Source organism: Kitasatospora sp. NPDC004614 (assembly GCF_042873675.1).
Taxonomy (GTDB): Bacteria; Actinomycetota; Actinomycetes; order Streptomycetales; family Streptomycetaceae; genus Kitasatospora.
This window is the reverse complement of the sequence record NZ_JBIALR010000009.1, coordinates 25,365-49,129: the sequence shown is the minus strand read 5'-3', so window position 1 is coordinate 49,129 and position 23,765 is coordinate 25,365. Positions and strand designations below refer to the sequence as shown.

Annotated in this window: 27 protein-coding genes and 1 pseudogene; 16 read left to right on the top strand and 12 right to left on the bottom strand. The window is 71.8% G+C overall.

Annotated features, from left to right (window positions below):
* Positions 1–12: 12 nt before the first annotated feature.
* The 5 genes and pseudogenes from ACFYST_RS20030 to ACFYST_RS20010 form a co-directional block, all read right to left on the bottom strand.
* Positions 13–258 carry a hypothetical protein gene (locus tag ACFYST_RS20030; RefSeq protein ID WP_387864416.1) on the bottom strand — a complete coding sequence of 82 codons (246 nt, stop codon included), beginning with the start codon at positions 256–258 and terminating at the stop codon, positions 13–15.
* Positions 259–364: 106 nt separating this feature from the next.
* Positions 365–994, bottom strand: a pseudogene (locus tag ACFYST_RS20025) (NAD(P)H-binding protein); the annotation flags it as partial.
* Entirely contained in the window at positions 954–1,994 is a 1,041-nt protein-coding gene (locus tag ACFYST_RS20020) for an NAD(P)-dependent alcohol dehydrogenase (protein ID WP_387864072.1), read from the bottom strand. The pseudogene ACFYST_RS20025 and the gene ACFYST_RS20020, both read right to left, overlap by 41 nt.
* 118 nt (positions 1,995–2,112) lie before the next feature.
* Positions 2,113–2,580: a nuclear transport factor 2 family protein gene (locus tag ACFYST_RS20015; RefSeq protein ID WP_387864070.1), complete on the bottom strand. Its 468-nt coding sequence runs from the start codon at positions 2,578–2,580 to the stop codon at positions 2,113–2,115.
* A gap of 469 nt (positions 2,581–3,049) precedes the next feature.
* Positions 3,050–3,262, bottom strand: a complete 213-nt coding sequence (locus ACFYST_RS20010) for a hypothetical protein (RefSeq protein ID WP_387864068.1) — start codon at positions 3,260–3,262, stop codon at positions 3,050–3,052.
* A gap of 93 nt (positions 3,263–3,355) precedes the next feature.
* Between ACFYST_RS20010 and ACFYST_RS20005 the strand changes: the two genes are divergently transcribed.
* From ACFYST_RS20005 to ACFYST_RS19995, 3 genes are all read left to right on the top strand, one after another.
* A complete protein-coding gene (locus tag ACFYST_RS20005; protein ID WP_387864066.1) occupies positions 3,356–3,493 on the top strand; it encodes a hypothetical protein in 138 nt (45 codons plus the stop codon).
* A 22-nt stretch (positions 3,494–3,515) separates the two neighbouring features.
* Positions 3,516–4,013 carry an NUDIX domain-containing protein gene (locus ACFYST_RS20000; RefSeq protein ID WP_387864064.1) on the top strand — a complete coding sequence of 166 codons (498 nt, stop codon included), beginning with the start codon at positions 3,516–3,518 and terminating at the stop codon, positions 4,011–4,013.
* A gap of 97 nt (positions 4,014–4,110) precedes the next feature.
* Positions 4,111–4,821: a carbon-nitrogen hydrolase family protein gene (locus tag ACFYST_RS19995; protein ID WP_387864061.1), complete on the top strand. Its 711-nt coding sequence runs from the start codon at positions 4,111–4,113 to the stop codon at positions 4,819–4,821.
* 86 nt (positions 4,822–4,907) lie between these two features.
* Here ACFYST_RS19995 and ACFYST_RS19990 read toward each other — a convergent pair whose 3' ends face one another.
* Together ACFYST_RS19990 and ACFYST_RS19985 are read right to left on the bottom strand one after the other, a co-directional pair.
* On the bottom strand, positions 4,908–5,285 hold the full coding sequence (locus ACFYST_RS19990) for a hypothetical protein (protein WP_387864058.1): 378 nt from the start codon (positions 5,283–5,285) through the stop codon (positions 4,908–4,910).
* Positions 5,286–5,438: 153 nt separating this feature from the next.
* Positions 5,439–5,948, bottom strand: coding sequence for an MFS transporter (locus tag ACFYST_RS19985; protein WP_387864056.1), 510 nt, complete (start codon positions 5,946–5,948; stop codon positions 5,439–5,441).
* A gap of 169 nt (positions 5,949–6,117) precedes the next feature.
* Between ACFYST_RS19985 and ACFYST_RS19980 the strand changes: the two genes are divergently transcribed.
* The 3 genes from ACFYST_RS19980 to ACFYST_RS19970 all read left to right on the top strand — a co-directional run bounded on the left by ACFYST_RS19980 (position 6,118) and on the right by ACFYST_RS19970 (position 8,710).
* Positions 6,118–7,296: a M20 family metallopeptidase gene (locus ACFYST_RS19980; protein ID WP_387864053.1), complete on the top strand. Its 1,179-nt coding sequence runs from the start codon at positions 6,118–6,120 to the stop codon at positions 7,294–7,296.
* Positions 7,297–7,526: 230 nt separating this feature from the next.
* Positions 7,527–8,066 carry an SMI1/KNR4 family protein gene (locus tag ACFYST_RS19975; RefSeq protein WP_387864051.1) on the top strand — a complete coding sequence of 180 codons (540 nt, stop codon included), beginning with the start codon at positions 7,527–7,529 and terminating at the stop codon, positions 8,064–8,066.
* Between the two features lie 149 nt (positions 8,067–8,215).
* On the top strand, positions 8,216–8,710 hold the full coding sequence (locus tag ACFYST_RS19970; RefSeq protein WP_387864050.1) for a cupin domain-containing protein: 495 nt from the start codon (positions 8,216–8,218) through the stop codon (positions 8,708–8,710).
* Between the two features lie 72 nt (positions 8,711–8,782).
* On the opposite strand, the gene ACFYST_RS19965 is transcribed toward ACFYST_RS19970, so the two are convergent.
* On the bottom strand, positions 8,783–9,256 hold the full coding sequence (locus ACFYST_RS19965; protein WP_387864047.1) for a MarR family winged helix-turn-helix transcriptional regulator: 474 nt from the start codon (positions 9,254–9,256) through the stop codon (positions 8,783–8,785).
* 57 nt (positions 9,257–9,313) lie between these two features.
* On the opposite strand from ACFYST_RS19965, the gene ACFYST_RS19960 reads away from it, so the two are divergent.
* The 3 genes from ACFYST_RS19960 (at position 9,314) to ACFYST_RS19950 (ending at position 10,960) form a co-directional block, all read left to right on the top strand.
* Positions 9,314–10,090: an alpha/beta fold hydrolase gene (locus tag ACFYST_RS19960; RefSeq protein ID WP_387646689.1), complete on the top strand. Its 777-nt coding sequence runs from the start codon at positions 9,314–9,316 to the stop codon at positions 10,088–10,090.
* Positions 10,091–10,208: 118 nt separating this feature from the next.
* The gene (locus tag ACFYST_RS19955; RefSeq protein WP_387864045.1) at positions 10,209–10,364 is read left to right on the top strand and encodes a hypothetical protein; all 156 of its coding nucleotides are present in this window, start codon (positions 10,209–10,211) and stop codon (positions 10,362–10,364) included.
* Positions 10,365–10,366: 2 nt separating this feature from the next.
* Positions 10,367–10,960, top strand: a complete 594-nt coding sequence (locus ACFYST_RS19950) for a hypothetical protein (protein ID WP_387864043.1) — start codon at positions 10,367–10,369, stop codon at positions 10,958–10,960.
* Positions 10,961–11,130: 170 nt separating this feature from the next.
* Here the strand turns inward: ACFYST_RS19950 and ACFYST_RS19945 are convergent, their stop codons facing one another.
* Together ACFYST_RS19945 and ACFYST_RS19940 are read right to left on the bottom strand one after the other, a co-directional pair.
* Entirely contained in the window at positions 11,131–11,775 is a 645-nt protein-coding gene (locus tag ACFYST_RS19945; protein ID WP_387864040.1) for a hypothetical protein, read from the bottom strand.
* A 312-nt stretch (positions 11,776–12,087) separates the two neighbouring features.
* Positions 12,088–12,672 carry a hypothetical protein gene (locus tag ACFYST_RS19940; protein WP_387864038.1) on the bottom strand — a complete coding sequence of 195 codons (585 nt, stop codon included), beginning with the start codon at positions 12,670–12,672 and terminating at the stop codon, positions 12,088–12,090.
* Between the two features lie 746 nt (positions 12,673–13,418).
* Here ACFYST_RS19940 and ACFYST_RS19935 point away from each other — a divergent pair.
* The 6 genes from ACFYST_RS19935 (at position 13,419) to ACFYST_RS19910 (ending at position 19,178) form a co-directional block, all read left to right on the top strand.
* Positions 13,419–13,892 (top strand): hypothetical protein, encoded by a 474-nt coding sequence (locus ACFYST_RS19935; protein WP_387864036.1) that lies wholly within the window; start codon positions 13,419–13,421, stop codon positions 13,890–13,892.
* A gap of 584 nt (positions 13,893–14,476) precedes the next feature.
* Positions 14,477–16,135: a histidine ammonia-lyase gene (gene hutH / locus ACFYST_RS19930; RefSeq protein ID WP_387864033.1), complete on the top strand. Its 1,659-nt coding sequence runs from the start codon at positions 14,477–14,479 to the stop codon at positions 16,133–16,135.
* A gap of 275 nt (positions 16,136–16,410) precedes the next feature.
* Positions 16,411–17,406 (top strand): beta-ketoacyl synthase N-terminal-like domain-containing protein, encoded by a 996-nt coding sequence (locus ACFYST_RS19925; protein ID WP_387864032.1) that lies wholly within the window; start codon positions 16,411–16,413, stop codon positions 17,404–17,406.
* Positions 17,407–17,416: 10 nt separating this feature from the next.
* Positions 17,417–18,184, top strand: coding sequence for an SDR family NAD(P)-dependent oxidoreductase (locus ACFYST_RS19920; RefSeq protein ID WP_387648216.1), 768 nt, complete (start codon positions 17,417–17,419; stop codon positions 18,182–18,184).
* A gap of 194 nt (positions 18,185–18,378) precedes the next feature.
* On the top strand, positions 18,379–18,537 hold the full coding sequence (locus tag ACFYST_RS19915) for a 4-hydroxyphenylacetate 3-hydroxylase N-terminal domain-containing protein (RefSeq protein ID WP_387648247.1): 159 nt from the start codon (positions 18,379–18,381) through the stop codon (positions 18,535–18,537).
* Entirely contained in the window at positions 18,534–19,178 is a 645-nt protein-coding gene (locus tag ACFYST_RS19910; protein WP_387864029.1) for a hypothetical protein, read from the top strand. The genes ACFYST_RS19915 and ACFYST_RS19910 overlap by 4 nt, the downstream gene beginning before the upstream one ends.
* Positions 19,179–19,820: 642 nt before the next feature.
* Here the strand turns inward: ACFYST_RS19910 and ACFYST_RS19905 are convergent.
* On the bottom strand, positions 19,821–21,152 hold the full coding sequence (locus ACFYST_RS19905) for an NADH-quinone oxidoreductase subunit D (RefSeq protein WP_387864027.1): 1,332 nt from the start codon (positions 21,150–21,152) through the stop codon (positions 19,821–19,823).
* A gap of 799 nt (positions 21,153–21,951) precedes the next feature.
* On the opposite strand from ACFYST_RS19905, the gene ACFYST_RS19900 reads away from it, so the two are divergent.
* Positions 21,952–22,935 carry a CapA family protein gene (locus ACFYST_RS19900; RefSeq protein WP_387864024.1) on the top strand — a complete coding sequence of 328 codons (984 nt, stop codon included), beginning with the start codon at positions 21,952–21,954 and terminating at the stop codon, positions 22,933–22,935.
* A 208-nt stretch (positions 22,936–23,143) separates the two neighbouring features.
* Here the strand turns inward: ACFYST_RS19900 and ACFYST_RS19895 are convergent, their stop codons facing one another.
* Positions 23,144–23,719, bottom strand: a complete 576-nt coding sequence (locus ACFYST_RS19895) for a flavodoxin domain-containing protein (RefSeq protein ID WP_387864022.1) — start codon at positions 23,717–23,719, stop codon at positions 23,144–23,146.
* Positions 23,720–23,765: the final 46 nt, after the last annotated feature.

Sequence of the window (23,765 nt, the reverse complement as noted above, 5' to 3'; positions counted from 1 at the left end):
CGGTACGGGTGTTCACGGCCCCGTGATCCGGTCGGCGTGCCGGCGGACGTAGTCGCCGACACCGGTGGCCGGGCGCCCGGTGACCAGCTGGACGCCGTCGGCCCGGCGGTCGTAGCGGTTCTCGGCGTGCAGCCGGGCCATGGTGGCGATGTGCTCGAACACGTGGTCCGGCAGCCCGAGCGGCCTGAGGTCGCGGTCGATCCACGCGTCGAGCGGCACATCGGTGTAGCCGACCGGCCGGCCGAGGGCGGCGGACACCTCCGCGGCGACGGCGTCCCCGTCCTGCGAGCGCGGGCCGGTCAGTTCGTAGGTGCCGGCCGAGGTGCGGCTGCGGCTCGGCCAGCACCTGCGCGACCACCGCCGCGACGTCCGCCGCCGCGACCGGCGAGGTCCGGGCGCGGCCGAGCGGCAGCCGAATGGTGCCGTCCCGGGCGATCGAGGACAGGCCGACCCGGAACAGCGGGTTCTCCAGGAACACGGTCGGCCTGACCTCGACCACCGGCAGCCCCGACCAGCCGAGGACCTGCTCCACCAGCCACTGCTGCCGGTGCTGCCGCGACTCGCCCGCCTCGGCCAAGTCCAGCTCGGAGACGGTCAGTTGCGACATGTTGACCAGTACCTCCAGGCCCGGCGCCACCCGCGCCACGGCCGCCGTCGTGACCGCGGCCTGGAGGTACTGGGCCGACACGCCCATGCCGAAGTACACCCGCGTGCAGCCCGACAGCGCCTTCGTCACCTCGCCGATCCGGGTCAGGTCCGCGACCACCACCTCGGCGCCCGTCGCCCGCAGCGCCTTGGCGCGCTCGTCGTCGCGCCGCACCAGCGCCCGGACCGGCAGGCCGCGTCCGCGCAACTCCTCCACCACGGACCGCCCCACGGCCCCCACCCGGCCGGCGGCGCCGGTCACCAGAATCGGCTGCACGCGGGACCTCCTTCCCCTGCCTGTTGTGCCGTCAGACGGTCGCGGCGTCGATGACGAAGCGGTAGCGGACATCGCCGGCCTGCACGCGCTTGTACGCCTCGTTGACCTGGTCGGCGCGGATCGTCTCGATCTCGGCGGCCACGCCGTGCCGCGCGCAGAAGTCGAGCATCTCCTGGGTCTCCGCGATGCCGCCGATGCTGGAACTGCTCATGCTGCGCCGGTTGCCGCCCAGGGCGCGCAGGTCCACCGGCAGCTCCTTCTCGGGCAGGCCGAGGTTGACCATGGTGCCGTCCCGGCGCAGCAGGTCGAACAGGGCGGGGAAGTCGAGCGGGGCGGAGACGGTGTTGAGGATCAGGTCGAAGCGGCGGGCGAGCGCGTCGAAGGTCGCCGGGTCGGAGGTGGCGTAGTAGCGGTCGGCGCCCAGCCGCAGGCCGTCGTCCCGCTTGCGCAGCGACTGCGACAGCACGGTGACCTCCGCCCCCAGCGCGTGCGCGATCTTCACCGCCACGTGGCCGATGCCGCCGAAACCGACGACCGCGACCCGCTTCCCCGGGCCCGCGCCCCAGTGCCGCAGCGGCGAGTAGGTGGTGATGCCGGCGCACAGCAGCGGGGCGCCGGCGTCCATCGGGAGGGCGTCCGGGAAGCGCAGCACGAAGTCCTGATCCACGACGATGGTCTCCGCGTAGCCGCCGTAGGTCGGCCGGCCCTGCCGGTCGACGGCGTTGTACGTCCACACCGGGCCGTCGTCGCAGTACTGCTCCAGCCCCGCCCGGCAGTTGTCGCACGTCCGGCAGGAGTCGACCATGCAGCCGACGCCGACCCGGTCGCCGACCGCGAACTTCGTGACACCCCGGCCGACTTGAGCGACCACTCCGGTGATCTCGTGCCCCGGGACCATCGGGAAGACGGCGCCGCCCCAGCCGTCGTGGACCTGGTGGATGTCGGAGTGGCAGATGCCCACGAAGGCGATGTCGATCAGCACGTCGTGCTCGCCGACCGGCCGGCGCTCGACGGTGGTGCGCGCGAGCGGGGCGTTGGCGGCGGGGGCGGCGTAGGCGGCGACGGTGGTCATTCCGTCGGGTCCCTTCTCTGCGGAACGGGTCTGGGTGTCGGTGTGGCGGGTGAACCACCCGCGCGGCTACCGCCGATGGGGCGACGGCCGGTGACGTCAGGGGGAAGTCACGGGGAAGTCACGGGGAACAGGGGCGGGTCTCGGTCCAGTCGACGAGCAGGCGGCGTTCGGCGAAGAGCCAGCGGCCGTGCTGCTTGACGAACACGTCCAGGTAGCGGATGGCGGCGATCATGACCGTGCGTTCGGCGTCCGCCCCGTAGGAGAGGTGGTGCGCCAGGCAGTAACTCTCGCCCGTCGCGCGGTCGCCGTCCAGGGTGACGGTGCTCCGACCGTTGAAGTGCAGGGTCGCCCGGTGGGAGTTCAGGTCCGCGAAGACCGGCGCGAGGGCCTCCCGGCCGCGCAGCTCCTGGGCCGGATCGGCCGCGCCGGCGTCCATGTGCACCAGGAAGCGGGCGTCCCCGGTGAACAGGGCCTGCTGCCCCGCGGCGTCCCGGCGATCCGCGCAGCGCGCGTACGCGTCGACCAGTTCGCGGATGGCCAGCCGGTCGGCGGCCTCCTGCTCCGAGACCGGGGTGTGGACGGACATGGCGGCTCCCTCAGGACGGCGTCCGGTACACCTGTTACGACACCCCGGGCCCGGGCCGCCCGCAACGCGGACCTGCTGCTCAGCCGCGGAGGGTCCGCATCGCCGTCGCCCAGGTCCGATCAGGCCGCCACCCTCGCCCGCTTCGGCGGCGCCCGCACAACCACCAGTGGGAGGACGCGGTCACCGCACCGTGCCCCCGGCGACCGGGTTGCTGCCCACCAAGCCATCAGCCACCATCTCACCCCCGACGAGCGGAAGTCGGCCCGGCAGCTCCTATCGCCCGTCTCACTCTGCCTGCCCCGATCGGGACACCCGCCGCGAAAACCTCCTCGCCTGGCTGACCATCCGAAGGGATGAATCCCGCGGCGGCCACGTACGGCGCGAGCTCCTCGCCCGCGAGGGGGTCCGCAGTTGCACGAGCTGGCGAAGTACGAGGGCGATCAGAAGTGGCCGTGCACGACAGCCCGGTTCACCCGGCCGGTGAGCTCCTTGCGGAGCTGTCGGGACGAGACGCCTTCGAGGCTGTTGACGAGGCGGACAGGGCGACCTTCGGCAGGTAGTGCACGGGCAGGTGGGCGTGGTCGGTGTCGAAGTCCTTGCAGACGTCGCGCCTGATCTCTTCGCAGCGGGTCGGCATCTCGCTGTCCATGGCTTCGTGCCGGTACTTCGTGACGAAGGCCAAGTGCGCGCAGGTTGCGAACGACCGTTCGGCCCCTGTGGATAGCTGGACCTGGTTCCCATCGCGGTGTCACAGGCCAGCGCTAGCGTGACCCCCGTGCAACTCAGGTATTCCCTCCGCGTCTGTCCGGGCCTGGCCGTCCGGATGATCCCCCTCGACGAGGTGCCCACCCTCCCGGTCCCGCCCTGCCTGCGGCACTGCCTACCGATGCTCACCGACCCGTCCGGCCCGTGAACACCCGTTCCCCTGCTACCCGTTGGAGCTCCCCGTGCTGTCGCTGCGTCAAGCCGTGTGCGTCATCGTCCACGACGAGAAGGCGGGCAAGGTCGTCTGCCTTCACTTCGCCGACAACTCCTGGTCGAAGGTCCCGGCCTGGACGGTCCCCGGCGGCAAGGTCGAGGAGGGCGAGCGGTTGGACGAGGCCGCCGCCCGTGAGCTGCGGGAGGAGGCAGGGCTGGTCGTCGCCCCCGAGGAGTTGCGGCTGGTCCACACCGTTCAGGTCAGGGCGGGGTGGGACGGCAAAGGGCCGTTCCTGCTCTCGGTGTTCGCCGCGACGTCCTGGCAGGGCGAGCTGACGAACACCGAGCCCGACAAGCACCTCGCCGTCCGCTGGGTGGACGCCGGGGCGCTGCCCACCCCGATGTTCCCCACCTCGCACGCCGCCCTCACCGCCTACCTCACCGGCGGCCGGCGGGGCTTCTCCACCCACGGCTGGGACAGCGACGTGGATCCGCGTGCCCTGGTCGAGCAGTGACGTGCGTCATCGGGGCGGGGCTTGACGGGCACTGCGGCCAATAGGTGATCATGGGGCGTCACCTGTGCGCCTACGTTCGAACGACAGGAGTCGGAGAGTGGGAACCCCGCTGGCAGTCGCTGCGGTACAGCCCAGTTGGGCCAGGGCGGATGTCCTGGCCAACGCGGAACTGCACGCCCGGGCGATCGTGCGGGCCGAGGCCCGACTGGTCGTCTTCCCCGAACTCTCCCTCACCGGGTACGACCTCGGTGCGCCGTCACTCGCCACGGACGACAGCCGCCTCCGGCCGATCGTGGAAGCCTGCCGCGCGGCCGGCGCAGTCGCGCTGGTCGGCGCTCCGGCGCGGGACGCGGACGGCCGCGAGTACATCGCCACGCTGGCAGTGACCGGCGAGAGCGTGACCGTGGCCTACCGGAAAATGTGGCTCCACGGAGCAGAGTTCGACCGCTTCACCCCCGGCGAGAAGCCGACCGTGCTCACCGTCGACGGCTGGCGGCTCGGACTGGCCATCTGCTACGACGCGGCCGTGCCCCAACACGCCGCCGACACGGCGGCACTCGGAATCGACGCGTACGTCGCCAGCACCATCTACGGCCCGGACTCCCACAGCCGCCGCGACTCCCACATGCGTGAACGCGCCACCACCCACGCCACCTGGGTCGTCCTCGCCACAGCCGCAGGCCCCAGCGGCACCTTCGCCCACACCTCCGGCGGCTCGGGCATCTGGACACCGAACGGAGACCTCGCCACGCAGGCCGGCCCCGACGCGGGCCAGACCGTGGCGTTCAGTCTCCCCGCCCTGGCCTGACCAGCCGCGCCATGGACCTGCGCGCGGAACTGATGCCCCCGCCGGTGAGCCGGCCAACGTGACGCACCACCAGGGGAAGGCCAGGTTCACCCCGGCGCGCTCCAGGGGTCGGCGGCCCACTCGGTCGACCACGAGCACGCCTCACCGAACGCGGCGATCAGCTCGAACGGCAGCTCCCGATCCGCCTGCCCGATGGCCAGCGCAAGCCACCGACCGGAGGACGGCGGCTGCCACAGCCGCATGCTTTCGGCGACGTTGCTCAGGAAGCCGAGCGGCTCGGGAGCCACGAACTCGGGGTCCGGATGGTCGAACCCGAGATACGGCCACAACTCGACCGTCCTGGGGCTGCCCCAACGGGCGGTCAGCACGGCCGCCAGCGCATCGAGGTCGGCCGCCAGTTCCTCCTCGGCCGCGTCGACGGTCTCCGCGCTGCGGTCCTCCCAGAAGTCCCGACTCTCCCGCAACACGGCCACCCGGTACCCAGGCCCACCCCACCCGCCAGCCGTGCCCGGTCGCTCCTCGTGCTCCGGGAACGGTAGGGCGCTCAGTTCATCGACGACCGACAGCTGAGCCTCGGTAAAACCCGTCGGACGGTGCTGACTTGCCATGCGCGCAGCCTAAACGCTGTCCCGGACGGTCCGGACCGGCGAACCCGTCAGGACGGCCGGCGACGCCGGTAGCAGGCCCAGGCCAGGGCCAGCACTACCGGCCCCCACAGCATTGCCGGCGTGATGCACACCCGGGCCAGGAGCATCACCATCCGTTGCTGTACCCCACCTCGGGCAGGACGCCCATCCAGGCGAGCGGGCCCGGCCGCGTTCCGCCGGCGGATACATCGTCTGCACGACGGACAGCACCTGCGGAACCATCAGCGCGGCGCGCAGTCCTTGGACGACGCGGGCGCCGACGAGGGCGATCGTGTTCGGGGACAGCCCGCAGGCCGGCGAGGCGAGGACGAACCCGGCCGCGCCCAGGACGAACAGACGCTTGCGGCCGAAGAGATCGCCGAGCCGGCCGCCGGTGATCAGCGCGGCCCCGAAGGCGAGCGTGTAACCGGCGCCGATCCACTGGACGGTGGCGTACGGGCCGGGGGGTGAGGCGCATTTGGCCGCGAGGAGACAGCCCACTTGGATCTCTCCATGCTTCTCCGCACTGCGGGGTGTTACTGGGGCGTGAGGCGGTGCAGGGGCTGGTCCACCATGGGCGGGGAGCGGCAGACGGAGCGCGTCCGGTGGGAACGTTCGACGTGGTGCGTGCGGTGCCGGTGCGGCACAACTGATGGGGTGGGGAGAGGGAATGAGCAGCAGTGAGGGTGACCGGGCGGCGTCGGTGATCGAGCTGGCGCAGGAACTCGTCCGCCGGCCGAGCAGGGCCGGCATCGACGACTACGGGCCGGTGCTCGAGGTGCTGGAGGACTGGCTCGGCGTCCGGGGCCTGCCGCACCGGCGGCTGTACCACCAGGGCGAGTCGGCGGGGCTGCTGGTGGAGATCCCCGGTGGGCGACCGGGTCGGTGGTGGGCGCTGGACGCCTGCGTGGACACCGCCCCGTACGGCGACGAGAGCGCATGGTCGTTTCCCCCGGACAGCGGTGACGTCGTGTCGGGCTGGCTGCGGGGGAGGGGCAGCGCCGACTCGAAACTGGCAGCGGCGATGTTCTGCCACATCGCGGCCGACCTGGCGCCGCGCGCCGCCGAGTTGCACGGCGGCCTCGCCGTGCTGCTGGATGTCGACGAGCACACCGGCACCTTCGGCGGCGCGCGCGCCTACCTCGCCGACGAACACGCGGCCCGTCCGGAAGGCGTGATGATCGGTTACCCGGGCCTGGACGAGATCGTGGTCGGCGGCCGTGGCCTGTGGCGGGCGGTGATCGCCGTACCCGGCCCCGCCGGGCACTCCGGATCGAGCCGCACCCAGGTGGGTGCCGTCTCCCGCGCCGCCCACCTCGTCCGCCTCCTGGACGCGGCCCACCTGCCCGGCGCCGACGGCGCATCGGGGTTCCCGCTGGGGCCGAAGCTCACGGTCACCGCCTTCCACGGCGGCGCGGGCTTCTCCACCACACCGGACCTGTGCGAGCTGAACGTCGACGTGCGCACCGTCCCCGGCTTCGACGCCCGTGAGGCCGAGGCGCTGATCCGCAAGGCCGTCGCCGAACTGGACGCCGACATGCCTTCCCCACGGCCGACGGACGTCACGCTGGTGGCGAGCTGGCCGCCGTTCCGCCTGACCGAGGACGAGCAACCCGCCGCCGCACTGTTCGAGGCGACCGCGGCCCAGGGACTGCGCGTGCACGCGAAGGTCGCCGGTCCCTCCAACATCGGCAACCTGCTCGCCGGAGAAGGTATCCCGGCCACGGCCGGCTTCGGCGTGCCCTACGAAGGGCTGCACGGCACCGACGAGCGGGCACACCTCGCCGCACTGCCCCAGGTGTTCGCCGCCTACCGGCAGGCCGTCCTGAGCCTGCTGTCCCAGCCGTAGGCGGCCGCGTCCCAGCCGGGTCCCGGATTCTTTCCACCGCGATCCCATCGAGGCCCCAACTTCAGCTCTGGGGAGAAAGGTTGAGAATCGGTGCCGGATTGACGGCGGTGGAGAACCTGCGGACTGCCGGCTGCCCCGCACGGCACCCGTGGTGTCCTGGAGCTGCCCATCCGGGATCCGGTACCGGTACCAACGTCCTCAGCCTCTGCAACAAGAAGGAGTGGCACCTCGTGGTCAACATCCTCGACACCCTCACAGGCCTGCTGCCCCGTCCCGCCGACGTCCGTCCCAAGGACTGGGACTCGGTACGCCGACGGCTCGGTGCGGACCTCCCCGCCGACTACAAGGTCTTCATCGACACCTACGGCGGCGGCTACGTCGACAACTACCTGTGGATCCTCGAACCCGGCTGCGCCAACGAGTACTACGACCTCTTCGAGGCCATCGAGGAACGCGCCGAAGCCAACGAGTACCTGTGGTCCAGCAGCGAGCCGAAGCCCGCCCAACTCGACCACGCCGACGCCCGGATCATCCCCTGGGCCTCCACCGACAACGGCGAGTTCCTGTACTGGCTTGCCGAGCCGGGCCAGCACCCCGACCAGTGGACCGTCATGGTCAACGAAGCCCGCGGCCCCTGGTGGGAGCACTTCGACCTCACTCTCACCCGCTTCCTCGCCCGCTCCCTCACGGGCGAGACGCGCTCCGAGATCCTCTCCGACCTCTTCCCTTCCGATCCTCACGACTTCCGGCCCTCCGGCCTCTTCGGGTAAGGGGCAATCTCTTCGGGTAAGGGGCAACTGCCTTGCCGCCGGGGCGGTTCGGCCGGGCGGGTCTCCGGTCCGCAGGCGGCAATTGACCCATGATCTCCGGGCAGGATTGACCTCTGTGGCGGGCCATTCGGAACTCTAGGCTCGTGATCATGACGAACGTGAACCTGCCCGCGATGCTGACCCGCCGCACCGACGCCGAGACCTGTGCCGATCCCAGCAGCGTGATGACCCTGCTCGGTGAGTCGGACGCGGCGCTCGGCGGTTTCACCAGCTACCGCTCCCGCTTCGCCGCCGGCGCGCCGGGGGCGCCGGCGCACTTCCACACGAAGGCGACGGAGCTGTTCTTCGTGCTCGGCGGCTCGCTGCGGGTGCTGATGGGCGATCAGGTCACCGTGCTGAACGAGGGCGATTTCCTGGCGGTGCCGCCGCGCACCCCGCACGCGTTCGCGGCCGCGCCCGGCGCGGAGGCCGATGTCCTGTTCGTCTTCACCCCGGGCCTCGGGCGGTTCGACTACCTGCGCCTGCTCGGCCGGGTCATGCGTGGCGAGGCCGATCCGAAGGAGATCGCCGAATCCGCGGAACGTTTCGACAATCACTACGTGGACAGCCCCGTCTGGCGCGCCGCACTGGAGGCATCCGCCTGAGCGGCCGCCGGACCGCACCGCTTCCGGTCCTGCGGGGGCGGCGATGCCCGGCGGCCCGGAGTGCGGCCGGGCTCAGTCGACGTCGGCGTCGCCCATGACGTGGAGGAGCCGGGACAGGACTCGGAGGCAGGCGTCGATGTCGGGGCCGGTGAGGTCGTCGGCGGCCTGGCGGAGGACTGCGCGTTCGCGGTCGAGTACCGCGGTGATGGCGGTCCGGCCCGGTTCGGTCAGCCGGATGAGGGAGGACCTCTGGTGGGCCGGGTTGGGAACGGACTCGACCAGGCCTTTCGCGGCCGCGTCGTTGACCATGCGCTGGACGAACTGGCGGCTGAGCGTCTGCGCCCTCCCCATCTGGGGGACGGTCATGGGCCCGTGGTCGCGGAGCAGGTTGAGCACGGCGCGGATTCCGGCCGACAGCCCCTCGGCGGACATGTCCTGCTCCACCGTGCGGTGGGTGCGCCGGTACAACGGCCCCACCAGGTCGAACACCTCGGTGAGTCGGTCCGTCAGCTCTTCGGGCACCGGGCCGGTGTCTGCTTCGTCCACACCCCCATGATGGCACCCCGGTTGTCATTCTCCTGCAATAGTGACACCTTGGTTGTCATGAATGATCTGTTCTGGCTGGACACCGGCACCGGCAAACCCCTGGTCCTGCTGCACGGCGGCTTCCTGGACCACCGCATGTGGAACGACCAGATCCCCGCCCTCGCCACGCAGTACCGCGTCATCGCGCCAGACGCCCGCGGCCACGGCCGGTCCGCCAACGCCGCCGAACCGTTCCGGCACACCGACGACCTCGCCGCGCTGCTTCGACACCTGGACACCGGCCCCGCGATCCTGGTGGGCGTCTCCATGGGAGGGAGCATCGCGGTCGACACCGCACTCGAACACCCCGAACTGGTCAGCGCCGTGGTCGTCAGCGGCGCCGGAACCAGCGAGCCGGACTTCACCGACCCGTGGACCCTCCGGACCTGGACCACCTGGCAGACGGCGATGGCCGCCGGCGACCTGAACGCCGCCGTCGACGCCTTCACGCTCTTCGCCGCCGGACCGGACCGCACCCTCGACGAACTCGCCCCCGACGTCGTCGGCCGCCTGCGCGAGATGACCCACAGCACCCTGTCCAAGCACACCGCCGGCGAACCCGACCTGCGCATCCCCATCCGCGACACCTGGAACCGCGCCACCCGCATCGACGTGCCCGTACGGGCCATCAACGGCGCCCTCGACTCGCCCGACCACATCACCATGGCCGAACGCCTCACCCGCGCCGCCCCCAACGGGCACACCGTCACGATCGACGGGACCGCCCACTACCCCAACATGGAACGCCCGGAGGCCTTCAACAAGGCACTCGAAGACCTCCTGCGCACCCTGTGACCACACACTCACACCCCCCGGGCCGCGGCGCGCAATCTCCTGCCGCGCTGCTGTGCCCGGGGCCAGGCGGGCGTCGTGTGCCGGCACTGTCGGTCGCGGGTCGTAGGTTCGGGCGGTGATGACTATTGACCCGCAGGCCGCCTACCAGGTGCCCGGCGTCCTGCCCGACCCGTGGGAGGTGCTGCGCGGGACGAAGTGGCCGGCGCTGGAGACCGCGTGCGGGTCGGGGGCGAAAGTGCCGCGGTTCTGGTGCGGTTGCTCGACGAGGACCTGACGGTGCCTGAGACCCGGGAGGCACTCGGCGGCCTCGAGCCGGTTCGGCACCAGAACACCATCTACGGCGCGACCCCCGCGACCGCCCTGTTCGTCGCGGCGCTCCTCGCCCACCGCGCGCCACGGCGGGAGGGGGCGGCGGACGGTGTGGACGTGCAGCTGCTGAACTGGCTCGCCGACGTCGCCCACGACTTCGACGACGCGTGCGTCGCGGCAGGAGACCGGTACTTCAACGGGCGCTATCTGGACGGCTACCCGGCCATGGTCGCCATACGCGCGCTGAGGCCGGTGCTTCACCGTGCCGTCGAACCGTTCCTCGACGATCCCGATGCCGCCGTCCGCGACACCGCGCTGGCCGCCGCCCTCGCCCTCGCCGAACACCCCGCTCTGGCCCCGCACCGCGACGACCTCGCCGCCCGCGCTCGCCGCCTCCTGCGCACCGGCGACACCCGGTGGCGCCGTTGGCAGGCTCTCGACGCCCTGACCGCCTGGGGGCACGACACCACCGGCCTCGCCCGTCCCGGCGACGACAACCGCAGTCCCTACATCACCACCCAATCCCCCGACGCGGACTTCGCCGACCATCCGCCGTTCTGACAACTCCTCGCGCCACGGCCCTCCGGCCCCGGGGTGCGGCGTGGACTCACCTGTGACGCCGGCTGGTCGGTTGCTCGTTGGTGTGGCGCTCCGAGCCTGCCGGCGGCGATCGGCGCGTGGGTCGACGGGGCGAAGAAAGGCGGGGTTCGGCGGCTCCAACATGCCGCGTTCTAGGAGTAGTTGCCGCCGAGGAGGACGCGGTAGACGATCCTGGTGCCGTCGGTGCTCACCTCGGTGCAGAGGGTGCGACGGTCGAGCAACCAGCCGTTCGCCTCGCACCGTTGCCGGGGCCGGAGCCGGTCGGCGGCTGCCGCGGTCGGTACGTCGGGTGGGCCCGCCAGGTAGAGCGTGCGCCAGCAGGTGGCGGCGTGGCCGTTGCCGCAGCCCTTGCCGGTGTCGAGGACGGTGTAGCCGGGCGGCGGTTCCGGCATGGCCGTCCGGGACGGGATCCCCGCCTCGTGGAAGGCCACGAGCGCCAGCAGCGGGGTCGCGGCGAGGACGAGGCCCAACTGGCCGTAGAACGCGATGCCTGCCGCCCGGGACCAGCCGGCCGGACGCTCGGTGCGCCGGCCGGCGATCCGCCGGTCCAGCCACAGGCCGATCAGGACGGCCAGTTCGGCGAGCGGCGTGTAGAGCAGGTAGAGCTCGGCCTTGCTGCGCGGGTGCAGCAGGTCGAACGCCACCGCGAGCACCAGCGCCAGCCAGAGCGTCAACGCGGCGGCGACGGCTGCCCGGAGCGGCGTGGGACGGGCGCGCAGCAGCCAGTGGACGAGCGGCAGCAGTGCGAACAGCACCCCGACGACGGCCCACGTCACGATCCCCACGATCCGAAACCCTCCCAGCGGCGGACGACGGCAACCCGGGAAGTCGGACGCCCGGGAAGCGGCCGCCGGTTCCGGCACGACGGGCGCCGGCCGGACAGGGAGGCCGGCGGCTGTGGCCGCGCGACCGGCTTACGGCCTGCGCCCGCGTGGTCATGCGCGTCGAAGCTCCGGTTGAACAAGTCGCCTTGTTCTTCCGGAGCTTCGGGCCGTCACCGGGTGCCCGTGCGGTCGAGCGCCGCTCTCACGTGGTCACCGGATGCTGCCGGGTCTGTGGGGTCTGCGGGGTCTGCGGGGTCTGCGGGGTCAGCCGGTGGTGCTCCAGCTGTGGGCGACGTCGATGACGAGTCGGTTGTCGAGTTGGAAGACCTCGAACGGCAGGCGTGCCCGGACGCCGAGGCCGAACTGGGTCTCGCCCTCCATGCTGCCGGCGAAGCGGGTGTCCACGAAGGTGCGGTGGCCGGTGAGGTCGACGCCCGGGAGCGGGTCGCCCGACCGGGCCGGGTAGACCTTCTGCCAGGTGGAGGGGTCGTAGGAGCTCGCGCCGACGACGATCTCCAGGACGGCGCCGCCACTCACCGGGATCGGTGTGCCGGAGCCGGCCTGGTAGATGGTGTTGCCGTTCGTGTAGTGCACCCGGTAGGCGAGCGGGTTCTCCGGCGAGGTGCCCGGGACGTCGATCACCAGGCGGTCGAAGCACTCGTGGGTACCGGTGCGGATGTTCGTCAGCGCCTGCGGCTGGTACGGGACGGTCCGGTCCTGCCGGTCGAGGCTGCCCCACACGGCCTGGCAGTCGGTGGTGGCGGTGACGGCCGAGGCCGTCGGGACCGCGGTCGCCGCCACCCCCGCGGCGAGCATCACGGCAGCCAGCGCGGTGGTCCACCGTCGCATGTCGTTCCCCCTATCTGCGCCGGCCCCAGTGGCCGGCCCGCAATAATTCACGCGCCGGCGCGCGGAAAGGTATCGGGCATACGGGAACTGATCCGTTCCGCGCGGCCAGGCGGCCGGTCCACAAGCCTGTAGGTCCACGAACACCGCAGGGGAGAAAACCTGACATGTCGACACTTCCCGAGGCCGCCACGCCACCAGGCCGCCGCCGCGTCCTGAGGCCGCCACGCGACCAGGCCGCCGCCGCGTCCTGAGGCCGCCACGCGACCAGGCCGCCGCCGCGTCCTCGCCCTGGGAGCGGCCCTCGCCGCGGCACCCTGGAGCACCCCTCCCGCCGCACTCACCGTCAGGAACGGCAGCACCGTCACCCTGACCCGCACCACGCGGCTGCGCCGCCTCCTCGTCGAGCCCGGCGGCACCCTCACCGCCCCGGCCGGGCAGGTGCTGACGCTCACCGTCGACGGCGTGGAGACCGGCACGGAGCCGACCGTCACGGGCGGCGACCGGGTCCGGATCGCGCCCGGCGAGTACCGCGGCGGCGTGGTGGTCAGCGTGTGCGAGCAGAACGCCGTGGCCTTCCAGGGCCTCGAGTTTCAGCTCCGGCGGGCCCTGCACGTCACCGCCGACGGGCCGGACGCGGCCAGGTCCGTGCTCGCCGCCCGGCTCGGCGGGCGGGTCGGCGGGCGGGTTGGCCGGTCCGGCGCCGACAGTCTCATCGTCCGGTCCACCGGCGAGGTGTTCCCGGCAACGTGCGCACCATCAACCTGCTGGGCCGGGGCACGACGGCCGCCTACCTCGGCTGCGAACTCTCCTCGGAGGGCTGGGGCGTGCTCTCCAGCGACGTCGGCCAGGACCGCCGGCTGGCGGCCGTCAACAGCCGGGTGACCATCACCGGCCGGTCCGGCTACGGCGCCTACGCCATCGGGGACGCCACCGAACGCTTTCTTGGCTGCGAGTTCGACGTCGCCGACTACGCCGCCGTCGTCCGCGGCGGCACCGTGCACTTCGGCGACAGCCACCGGGCCGCCGTGCGCGAGCTGAACGACATCTGGGAACTCGGCCTGACCGAACGCGAGTTGACGACCCTGATCCCGCGGTCGGGGCAGTCGGGGACGGTACGGTCGCGGCGCTTCGGCGTGATGTGGCACGGCCCGGGCACGGATCGACAGCGGCACGGATCGACGGCGGCACCGTGTTCCGCGCCGGGGAGGCCGTGTTCCTGAACAAGGGCCAGGCCGTGCGGATCACCGTGGACGGTTTCGGACGGGCGGCAGGATCGTCGAGGAGCTGCCGATGAGCTCGCCGGCGTTGCCCTTCAAGGTGCGCCGGTAGTCGTCGACCCCCGTGCCCCCGAATCCTGCGGTGGCGCTGCTGGAGAGGCTCGCGACGAGGGTCGTGGCGCCCGTGCAGGTGGCGCTCGTGGGCTCGGCGGCCGTGTGCCGGCCGTGCCTGCCGTGCCTGTTTCGCCTGCCGGGCCGAAGCCGGTCAGCGTTCCGGCGGCCGTCAGGGCGAGTGCGGCGGCCCAGGTCCGCGGGCGGATTTTCGGTACGGGTATTATTCCTCTTTTCGGAAATTCCGTGCTGGGGTGGATTCGGCGACCGCGAAATCCGGGCGACCCGCCTCTTGTTGCGATGCCAGGTTCCGCCTGCGGAGGACTATCGGAACGGGCCGCCGACTTCCAGCAGATGGGGCAATTCTGATGACAAATCATTCGTCCGGGCGACTTTCCCGAAATTAATTTTCCTTCGCGCCGAGCTTTCGCCTACGATCGGTCTGCCTGGAAATCTGACGTCGGGAGGGAATTTCCGTGGGTGCGGTGCTGCTGCTCGGCGCGGATTCGCTGAGCGTCGAGGACGTAGCGGATTTCGCCCGCCGACCGGACGGGTGGGACATCAGGCTGGACGAAGCCGCCGAGGACCGGATGGCGGCATCCGCCCGGGTCAAGGACGAGCTGGTCGCGTCGGGCCGGCCCGTCTACGGGGTGACGACCGGCTTCGGCGACAGCTGCGGTCGGCACATCGGCCCGGCCAAGGCCGCAGACCTGCAACGCAACCTCATCGCGGGCCACTTGGCGGGGATCGGCGAACCAGCCCCGGCCGAGGTGGTCCGGGCCACCATGCTGATCCGGGCCAACTGCCTGGCCCGGGGCTACTCCGGCGTGCGAGTCGCCGTGGTGGAGCTGCTGGCCGACTGCCTGCGCGCGGACATCCTGCCGGTGATCCCACAGCGCGGCTCCGTGGGGGCCAGCGGAGACCTCGTCCCGCTCGCCTACCTCGCCGACCTGCTGACCGGCCACGGCACCGCCCTGCACCGGGGCGAGCTTCGGCCCGCCGCCGACGCACTGCGTGAAGTCGGCCTGACGCCACTCCGGCTCGCCCCCAAGGAGGGCCTGGCGCTCATCAACGGCACGTCCTTCATGGCCGGTTACGCCGTCGCCACGATCCGCGCCGCCCACGAGCTGTCCGCCGTCACGGACCTCTGCACGGCGCTCGCCGCCGAGACGCTGGAGGCGAGCACGGCGCCGTTTGAACCCTTCCTCCACCAGCACAAGCCACACCCCGGGCAGTACACCAGCGCCGCGCGGGTCCGCCGCCTGCTGCACGGCTCAAGGCTGGCCGTCCGGCACGAAGACCGGGTCGGCGCCAACCCCAGGCTCGCCGGGGACGGCTACCAACTGCTGCGCTCAGGCCTGCAGGACAGGTACTCCGTCCGCTGCGCACCACACGTCACCGGCGTCCTGAACGACACCCTCGGCTGGGCCGCCGACTGGCTGGACACCGAGATCAACTCCACCAACGACAACCCACTGTTCGACCCCGACACCGGCGAGGTCCACCACGGCGGAAACTTCTACGGCGGCCATGTCGGGCAGGCGATGGACGCCCTCAAACTCGCCCTGGCCAGCATCGGTGACCTGCTGGACCGTCAGACCGCCCTGCTGGTTGACGAGAAGAGCAACCACGGGCTGACGGCCAACCTCATTCGGCCGGTGCTCGACGCGGACTACGAATCGGGCCTTCACCACGGCTTCAAAGCCGCACAGAGCGCCTCCTCCGCACTGGCCGCCGAGGCACTGAAAAACACCATGCCGGCCACGGCGTTCTCCCGCTCCACCGAGTCCCACAACCAGGACAAGGTCAGCATGGCCACCGTCGCGGCCCGGGACGCCTGGCACACCGTCGAACTCGTCCAGCACATCGCCGCCATCACCCTGGCCGCCCTCTGCCAGGCCGCCGACCTGCGCGGCAGCGACCGCCTCGCACCGGCCACCCAAGCGGCGTACGACCTGGTGCGCACCGTCGTCGGATTCCTCGACCGGGACAGGCGGCTCGACACCGAACTCGCCGACCTGGCCGCACTGATCGCCTCCGGCAGGATCGGCGCACTGCTCACCACCACGGACGGCCACCTGACGGACGAACTGCCCGAGCAGGCAAGGAGGTCCGGTGTCCATGGCCACGCCTGAGCCCGCGCTGTCCGCGCCGCCGCTGTCCGAGTTGCTGGTGCGCGAGACGGTCGGCGCCGTGCTCGGCACCTCCCTGCACGAGTGGCACGCCGACCGGCCGCTCGCCGAACTTCCGGACGCGATCTACGACAGCCTCGCCCAACTCGAAGTGCTCACCCGGATGGAGCGCGCCCTGCGCCTGCTGCCGCGGCCCGTCGAACCGCACCAGCTCAGCACCGTCGAAGCCATCCACGAGTACGTCGCAGCCGCCCCCGCGCGGCCGGCGGTAGGCATCCGTGAGCACCGCCCGCGTCGCCGGCACCGGAATGTTCCTGGCCACCGGGTTCGGCACCGGCACCGAGCAGGTGTGGCAGGCCGTGTGCCAGGGCGACACGGCCATCGGACGCTGCCCGGACCTGACCGACGTACTCGCCGCCCGCCTGCCCGCCGCCCCCGCCACCGCCGCGCAGCTGATCGAGCAGGCGGGCCGCGGCGCACTGCGTCATGCCGCCCTCGACCCGGCCGCCCTCGACCCGGCCGCCCTCGACCCGGCCTCGCTCGACCCGTACGAGATCGGCCTCACGCTCGGCACCAACGCGGAATCGGAACGCCTCTGGTTCGACTACCGCTCGGCGTCCGACACACACCCGGAGCACCGCGAGCACCATGACCATCCCGCGCACACCTGCGCCGACCGGCTCGGCGCCGCGATCGGCAGCCGCGGCCCCAAGGCAGTCTTCACCACGGGCTGCATCGCCAGCGCCAACGCCAACGCCATCGGCCACGCGTACGACGTCATCGCCGAGCGGCGCGCCACCGTCATGCTGGTAGGCGGCTACGAGGCACTGAACCTCACCACGGTGGCGACCTTCGCCAGTTGGAAGGCGATCGACCCCGCGCCGTGCGCCCCGTACGGGCGCAGCGGCGGCCTGAACCTAGGGGAGGCGGTGGCGTTCCTGGTGCTGGAGGCGGAGGAGTCCGCCCGCGTCCGCCGCGCGCCCGTCCACGCGTACGTGCTCGGCTACGGCCTGGCCGGCGACGCCCACCACGTCACCGCCCCGCCACCCGACGGGGCCGGGCTGCGCACCGCGATGCTCGGCGCGCTTGCGGACGCGGTGCTCACCCCCGACGCCGTCGGTTACGCCAACGGCCACGGCACCGGCACCCCGGCGAACGACACCGCCGAACTGAGCGCGATGCGGCCCGCCATGTGGCGGAGCATCGCCACGCCCGAGCGGACCGACGCGTTTCTCGAAGCTCTGCGTCAGCAAGCCCCTGTACCAGCACCATGAGGGAAGTCCGATGGGCCGACTCGACCGCAAGACCGTTCTGATCAGCGGCACCAGCTCCGGCATCGGCCGGGCCGCGGCGCTGGAGTTCGCCCGCGAGGGGGCCAGGGTGGTGGGCTGCGGCCGCGACCCGGAGGCGGCCGACGAGACCGCCCGCCTGGTCAAGGAGGTGGGTGGCGAAATGATCTCGCTCGCGCCCGTCGACCTGTCGGTCCGGGCCGGGGCCGAGGAGTGGGTGGAGTACGCGCTGTGCGAGTACGGCGGCTTCGACGTGCTGTGCAACAACGCCTCGTCGATGCGCAACGCGCCCTTCGACCGGCTCACTCCCAAGGACTGGCACTACACCATCCGCAACGAACTCGACCTGGTGTACCAGTGCACCTCCGCGGCCTGGCCGCACCTCACCAAGCACGGTGGCGTGGTCCTCAACATCGCCTCGATCTCGGGCTCCCGCGGCGCGCTGTTCGTTCAGCAGGGCGCGCACGGTGCGGCGAAGGGCGGCGTGCTCGCGCTGACCCGGCACCTGTGCGGAGCGGGCGGCGCGCACAACATCCGGGTCAACTCGATCAGCCCGGGTCTGATCCGCACCCCGGCCACCGCACCGCACATCGACGACCCGGACGGCGGTGTCCCCGCCCTGCTGCGGACCATCCCGGCAGGCCGGCCGGGCCGCCCAGAGGAGGTCGCCAAGCTCGCGGTGTTCCTGGCCTCCGACGACGCCGCGTACATCAACGGCGCGGACTTCGTGATCGACGGCGGCATCAGCGCGATGGCCGGCTGAGCTCCGCCGCCACCTGACCGACCGACAGGACACCCACATACCCGACCTCGACGTCGGCCCCACGGCCGTCCGGCCACCGACCGCCGTCGCGCCACCGACCGCCGTCGCGCCACCGACCGCCGCCGACCGCCGACCGCCGCCGCGCCACCGAGCGGCCGAGCGCCACTGACCGGCCGAGCACCGCCGCGCGGCCGCTGACCGGCGCGGAGTACCTGGAGAGCCTCCGCGACGGCCGCGAGGTGTGGATCTACGGCGAACGCGTCAAGGACATCACCACCCACCCGGCCTTCCGCACCACCGCCCGCTCCGTCGCCGGGCTCGACGACACCCTGCGCCGTGGTCGGGGGCGATGAATCCGTACCCCCGAGAACCGTCGAACCGTACGACTATCGCGGTCGCCACCACCGAGGGCTACAGCTCGCGCCCCGGCGGAGCCCAGGCCGAACTACTGGCTGAGGTCAACAAGTACGAGAGCGACCGCAACCTGGACCTTGTCCTGGCCGAGTTCCGCAACTACCAGCAGGGCATCCTGCCCGCCGGCCCCGGCGCCCGCAGCCTCACCGAGTTCTTCGCCGGCGTCGACGAGAAGCTCGAACCCGCCGCAGCACCGGCACCCCGGACTCAGCGCAGCGACCGGGACGTGCTGAACCTGCTGACCAAACGCGCCAAGACCCTGCACATTGGCCCGGCGAACTTCTGCTGGTTCACCGCCCCCTCCCGCGCGCTCTGCCTCAAGCTCGCTGGCACCCCCACCGCCGACCGACCATTGGTCGGGATGTGTGACTCCGCCCGCTGCCCGCAGGCCACCCACCACCCCTGCCACCGGCTCGTCCGGGCCGAGCACGCCGCCCGGACGAGGACGTTCCTCGGTGACCTGGGCAAGACCCGCAAAACCGAACACGCCCGCCTGCAGAACGACTACGACCGGGCCATTCGAATCGTCGCCGAGATCGATGCGGCAACCCTCCACCAACCCGATGAGGACTCCGTATGAGGATCACCGCAGCCCAGCGCGCCGAGAACGAGAACCGCATCCAAGCCGCCATGGAGCGGCTTCTTCGCGGCGAGATCCCGCCCGGCGGGAAATGCGACATCCGAACTGACCACGATCGCCGACACCTTGCGCCTCGCCGCGCAGGTCGACGTGCCCGACCCCACCGACCTGCGGCTGGAACAGGCATTGCTGCCCCGCGATGCGTTCTTCGGCCCCACCGAGCACGTCCCCACCGGAACGGCCGCGGGCCGGATCGCGGCCGAAATGCTCACCCCCTACCCACCCGGCATCCCGGCCGCAGTACCGGGCGAGCGTCTCAACGAAGCCGTCATCGCCTACCTGTCCAGCGGCCGAAGGGCGGCATGCTCATCCCTGACGCCGCCGACCCCGGCCTGGACAGTATCCGCGTCGCCGTCGAGCACTGATGTCCGCCAGCCGGTACGACCGGGCGTGCACCGTGGGGGCCGGTCCGGCTACGTGTTCGCGGCGACCAATCTCTGCCCACGCACTGGTCGGGCCCCGCCCGCCGTCTGCCGCCCGCCGTCCGCCGCCCGCCGGTCGGACGCGGGGCAGTACCCGGTGCCGCCGGGCGAGTGCGCCCGTTCCGCATGCCGAGCTGACCGCGCCCTGGCGCGGCGGCGCTCACCGGTCGACGCCTCCCATCACCGGGTCGATGCTCCCCACCGCGACGATGACGTCCGCGAGCATGCCGCCCTCGCACATCGCGGCCATCGTCTGGAGGTTGGTGAAGCTCGGGTCGCGGAAGTGCACCCGGTACGGCTGCGTGCCGCCGTCGGAGACGACGTGCACGCCCAGCTCGCCCCTGGCGGACTCGATCGCCGCGTAGGCCTGGCCGACCGGGACCGGGAAGCCCTCTGTCACCAGCTTGAAGTGGTGGATCAGCGCCTCCATGGATTCGCCCATGATCTTCCGGATGTGGTCGAGCGAGTTGCCCAACCCGTCCGGGCCGACAGCGAGTTGGGCCGGCCAGGCGATCTTCTTGTCACCCACCATGACCGGGCCGGGGGACAGCCGGTCCAGGCACTGCTCGACGATCCGCAGCGACTGGCGCATCTCCTCCAGCCGGATCAGGAACCGGCCGTAGGCGTCCGCGGTGTCCGCCGTCGCGACCTCGAACTCGTAGTTCTCGTACCCGCAGTAGGGGTCGGTCTTGCGCAGGTCGTGCGGCAGCCCGGTGGCCCGCAGGATCGGGCCGGTGGCGCCGAGCGCCAGGCAGCCGGCCAGGTCCAGGTGGCCGACGTCGACCAGCCGCGCTTTGAAGGCCGGGTTTCTGGTCGCCAGTTTGTCGTACTCGTGCATCCGCGAGCGCAGCAGCTTCACGCCCTCGCGGATCAGGTCCGGCGCACCCGGGGGCAGGTCCTGCACCACGCCGCCCGGCCGGACGTAGCTGTGGTTCATGCGCAGGCCCGTGACCAGCTCGAAGATGTCGAGAATGACCTCGCGGTCCCGGAAACCGTAGACCATCAGCGTGGTGGACCCGATCTCCATCCCGCCGGCGGCCAGCGCCACCAGGTGCGAGGAGATCCGGTTGAGTTCCATCATCAGCACCCGGATGACGTCGGCCCGCTCCGGGATCTGTTCGGTGATGCCGAGCAGCTTTTCCACCGCCAGGCAGTAGGCGGTCTCGTTGAACAGTGGCATCAGGTAGTCCATCCGGGTCACGAAGGTCGTGCCCTGGACCCAGTTGCGGAACTCCATGTTCTTCTCGATGCCGGTGTGCAGGTAGCCGATACCGCAGCGGGCCTGTTTCACCGTCTCGCCGTCGATCTCCAGGACCAGGCGCAGCACGCCGTGCGTGGACGGGTGCTGAGGCCCCATGTTGACGATGATCCGCTCGTCGTCGGCCTGCGCGACGGCGTCGACCACCTCGCCCCAGTTGCTGCCGGTGACGGTGTAGACGCGGCCCTCGGTGGTGTCCCGCGCTTCCGACGACTCGTGCTCGATGCCGCTCATCAGCCGTATGACCTCCTGACCTCCGCTCGGGTCGCCGATCGCCTGATGTGTTCGCGTCACGGAGCGTGATCGGACACGACAGGACCGCGGCCGTCCGAGCGGGCCGACCCCCGGGCTCCCGTACGGGCGCGACTCGGCGGCTCGGGCTCCTCAAATCCAGGATCGCGTACATCTGCCATGAGCACCCGGCCGGACCGGTGCGTCACACCAGCCACGGCCGGGCAGACCGGGCGTCTCGTGATCGGCACGCACCGCGCCGAAGGTCCGGCGCATGACGGACCCTCCCGGGCGACAGCCGCCACGCCGCCCGGCTGTGAACTCCTTGGGCGGGCTGCGGCCTGCCGCGGAGGGGGCGCCCGATCTACCGTGAAGGTATGGACAGCACCCAGGTGCCCCCGGGCGTCGGCGCTGGCGGTCACCGGCGGTTCTGGCCAGCGGCCGGGCGGGACTGATTTCTGCCCTGCGGTGTCCAACCGCGGACACGGCCGGCCGGAAGGAGCGAGTCGATGGGTACACCTCCGAACGATCCGGTGCCGCCAAACCCGACACCGGCGCCAGGCCCCGGTGGGCCCGAGCCCGGGCCCGTGCCCGGACCGGTGCCCGCGCCGGGCGGCCCCGACCCGGCACCGCCGGCTCCTCCGCAGCCCGGGCCCGATCCGCAGCCACCCCCTGCGCCCGCGCCGGAACCGGGCCCTCACCCCGGCCCGTTGCCGGGACCTGTACCGGCACCCGAGCCGAGGGCTGGACCAGCCAGGTGACGCCGACGTCCGAACACGGCGAGCGGGAACGGATCGGGAGAATGGCGCTCAAGGTGGCACTGGCCGGTGACACGATGCTCGGGCGTGGCGTCGCCGAGGAACTGCGGCGCTCGCCGACGCCGCAGACGCTGTTCGCCGCCGAGGTGCGGGAGGCACTCGCGGAGGCCGATCTCGTGGTGCTCAACCTGGAGTGCTGCGTCTCCGACCGAGGGCACCGCTGGCCGGACCCGTACAAGCCGTTTTTCTTCCGGGCGCCTCCCTCAGCGGCGAGGGTGCTCGCCGAGCTGGGGGTGGACTGCGTGACCCTGGCCAACAACCATGCCCTGGACTACGGCTTCGACGCCCTTGCCGATACCCGCGTCCTGCTGGAGGGCGCCGGTGTCCGTACGGTGGGAGCGGGCCGGGACGTCCGGGCGGCCCGGCAGTTCGCGGTGCTGGAGACGGGCGGGGTGCGGCTGGCGGTGGTTGCCGCCACCGACCATCCGGAGGACTACGCGGCCGACGACCAGCGTCCCGGGGTGGCCTGGGCCGACCTCCATGCGGGCGTACCCGACTGGCTCCGGGCGCTGGTGGTCCGGGCCGCGCGGGAGGCCGACATCGTGCTGGTCACCGCGCACTGGGGCCCCAACATGACTTCCCGACCGCCGCGGCACGTGCTCGCGGCGGCACCCCAGCTGCTGGCGGCCGGCGCGACATTGGTGGCAGGGCACTCCGCCCACGTCTTCCACGGTGTAGCCGACCGGATCATCTACGACATGGGCGACTTCGTCGACGACTACGCCGTCCACCCGGCGCTGCGCAACGACCTGGGGCTGCTGTTCCTGGTCACCTTCGACGGACCCGAGCCCGCACGCCTGACCCCCGTCCGGTTGGAGGCACTGCCCCTGTTCCTCGACAACTGCCACACCCGCCTCGCCCACGGCGACGAGTGGGAGTGGATCCGCGGCCGGTTCACCACCGCCTCCGCCGAGCTCGGCACCCACGTGGGCCGACGGGCCGGACGGCTGACGGTCGACTGGAGATGAGTGACGGGGAGGTCAGGCTGGTCGAGGAGAGCCCACACCGCTTCCGTATCGAGCAGTGGGACCGGACGCGAGTACGAGTCGGCCGTCACCGGAGGCAGCACGGGGGTGATCGCCTCGGTGATCTCCCTACGTGAAGCAGGTCGTGTTGTTGGCAACGCAGCCGTTCAAGGGACCTCGGCCCACCTCGGGCGACGGAAACAGGGCCCGGTCATTCCGGCGTGTCACCGGTATGTTCGCCATGTCCTGACAGGCTCCGGCCGATCTCCCGCCCCCAGGCGTCGACCGCGGACCAGTCCCGATGGTCGCCGTACCGCAGTCCCATCGCCCGGAACTTCACGCGTCCGGCGCGCGTCAGGTGCTCAGGTTCGACGACCCCCGAGAACAGGCGGTGCCCGCGAGGACGGAGTTCGGCGATCAGATCGCCCACCACGTGCTCCTCCTCGCGGGCGGCCAGCGCCCGCCACGGGCCCCGCAGCGCATCCGGCATTCCCACGGTGAACAGCCAGAGATCCCGGCCCGCGAGCAGGCCGGCGTTCGCGCGGACGAACCGCGACGCGGGCGGGAGCCACACCATGTCGTGAACGGCGCTGCCCACCACGTATGCGTCGTATCCGGCCGGATCGGCGGCGGCGTCGACGGCGACCGCGTCGACCTCGCACCCCTGCTCCCGCAGGCGTGCCGCGAGGCGTTCGGCGATGCTCCGAGTCGAGCCGTGGACACCGGCGTACGCGACGAGCACACGGGCAGCGCCGTGCCGGTCGGCGGTCCCCGGGGCAGCGTTCACGTTCACCAGTCTCATCGGCCGGGCATCCGGCCGCGACCATGCGCAC

Coding starts and splice junctions, on each gene's coding strand:
- ACFYST_RS19910 (WP_387864029.1), top strand. CDS start 18,534: ATGAATCCGTACCCCCGAGAACCGTCGAACCGTACGACTATCGCGGTC.
- ACFYST_RS19905 (WP_387864027.1), bottom strand. CDS start 21,152: ATGAGCGGCATCGAGCACGAGTCGTCGGAAGCGCGGGACACCACCGAG.
- ACFYST_RS19970 (WP_387864050.1), top strand. CDS start 8,216: ATGACGAACGTGAACCTGCCCGCGATGCTGACCCGCCGCACCGACGCC.
- ACFYST_RS20020 (WP_387864072.1), bottom strand. CDS start 1,994: ATGACCACCGTCGCCGCCTACGCCGCCCCCGCCGCCAACGCCCCGCTC.
- ACFYST_RS19900 (WP_387864024.1), top strand. CDS start 21,952: ATGGCGCTCAAGGTGGCACTGGCCGGTGACACGATGCTCGGGCGTGGC.
- ACFYST_RS19920 (WP_387648216.1), top strand. CDS start 17,417: ATGGGCCGACTCGACCGCAAGACCGTTCTGATCAGCGGCACCAGCTCC.
- ACFYST_RS19955 (WP_387864045.1), top strand. CDS start 10,209: ATGACTATTGACCCGCAGGCCGCCTACCAGGTGCCCGGCGTCCTGCCC.
- ACFYST_RS19980 (WP_387864053.1), top strand. CDS start 6,118: ATGAGCAGCAGTGAGGGTGACCGGGCGGCGTCGGTGATCGAGCTGGCG.
- ACFYST_RS20015 (WP_387864070.1), bottom strand. CDS start 2,580: ATGTCCGTCCACACCCCGGTCTCGGAGCAGGAGGCCGCCGACCGGCTG.
- ACFYST_RS19940 (WP_387864038.1), bottom strand. CDS start 12,672: ATGCGACGGTGGACCACCGCGCTGGCTGCCGTGATGCTCGCCGCGGGG.
- ACFYST_RS19960 (WP_387646689.1), top strand. CDS start 9,314: ATGAATGATCTGTTCTGGCTGGACACCGGCACCGGCAAACCCCTGGTC.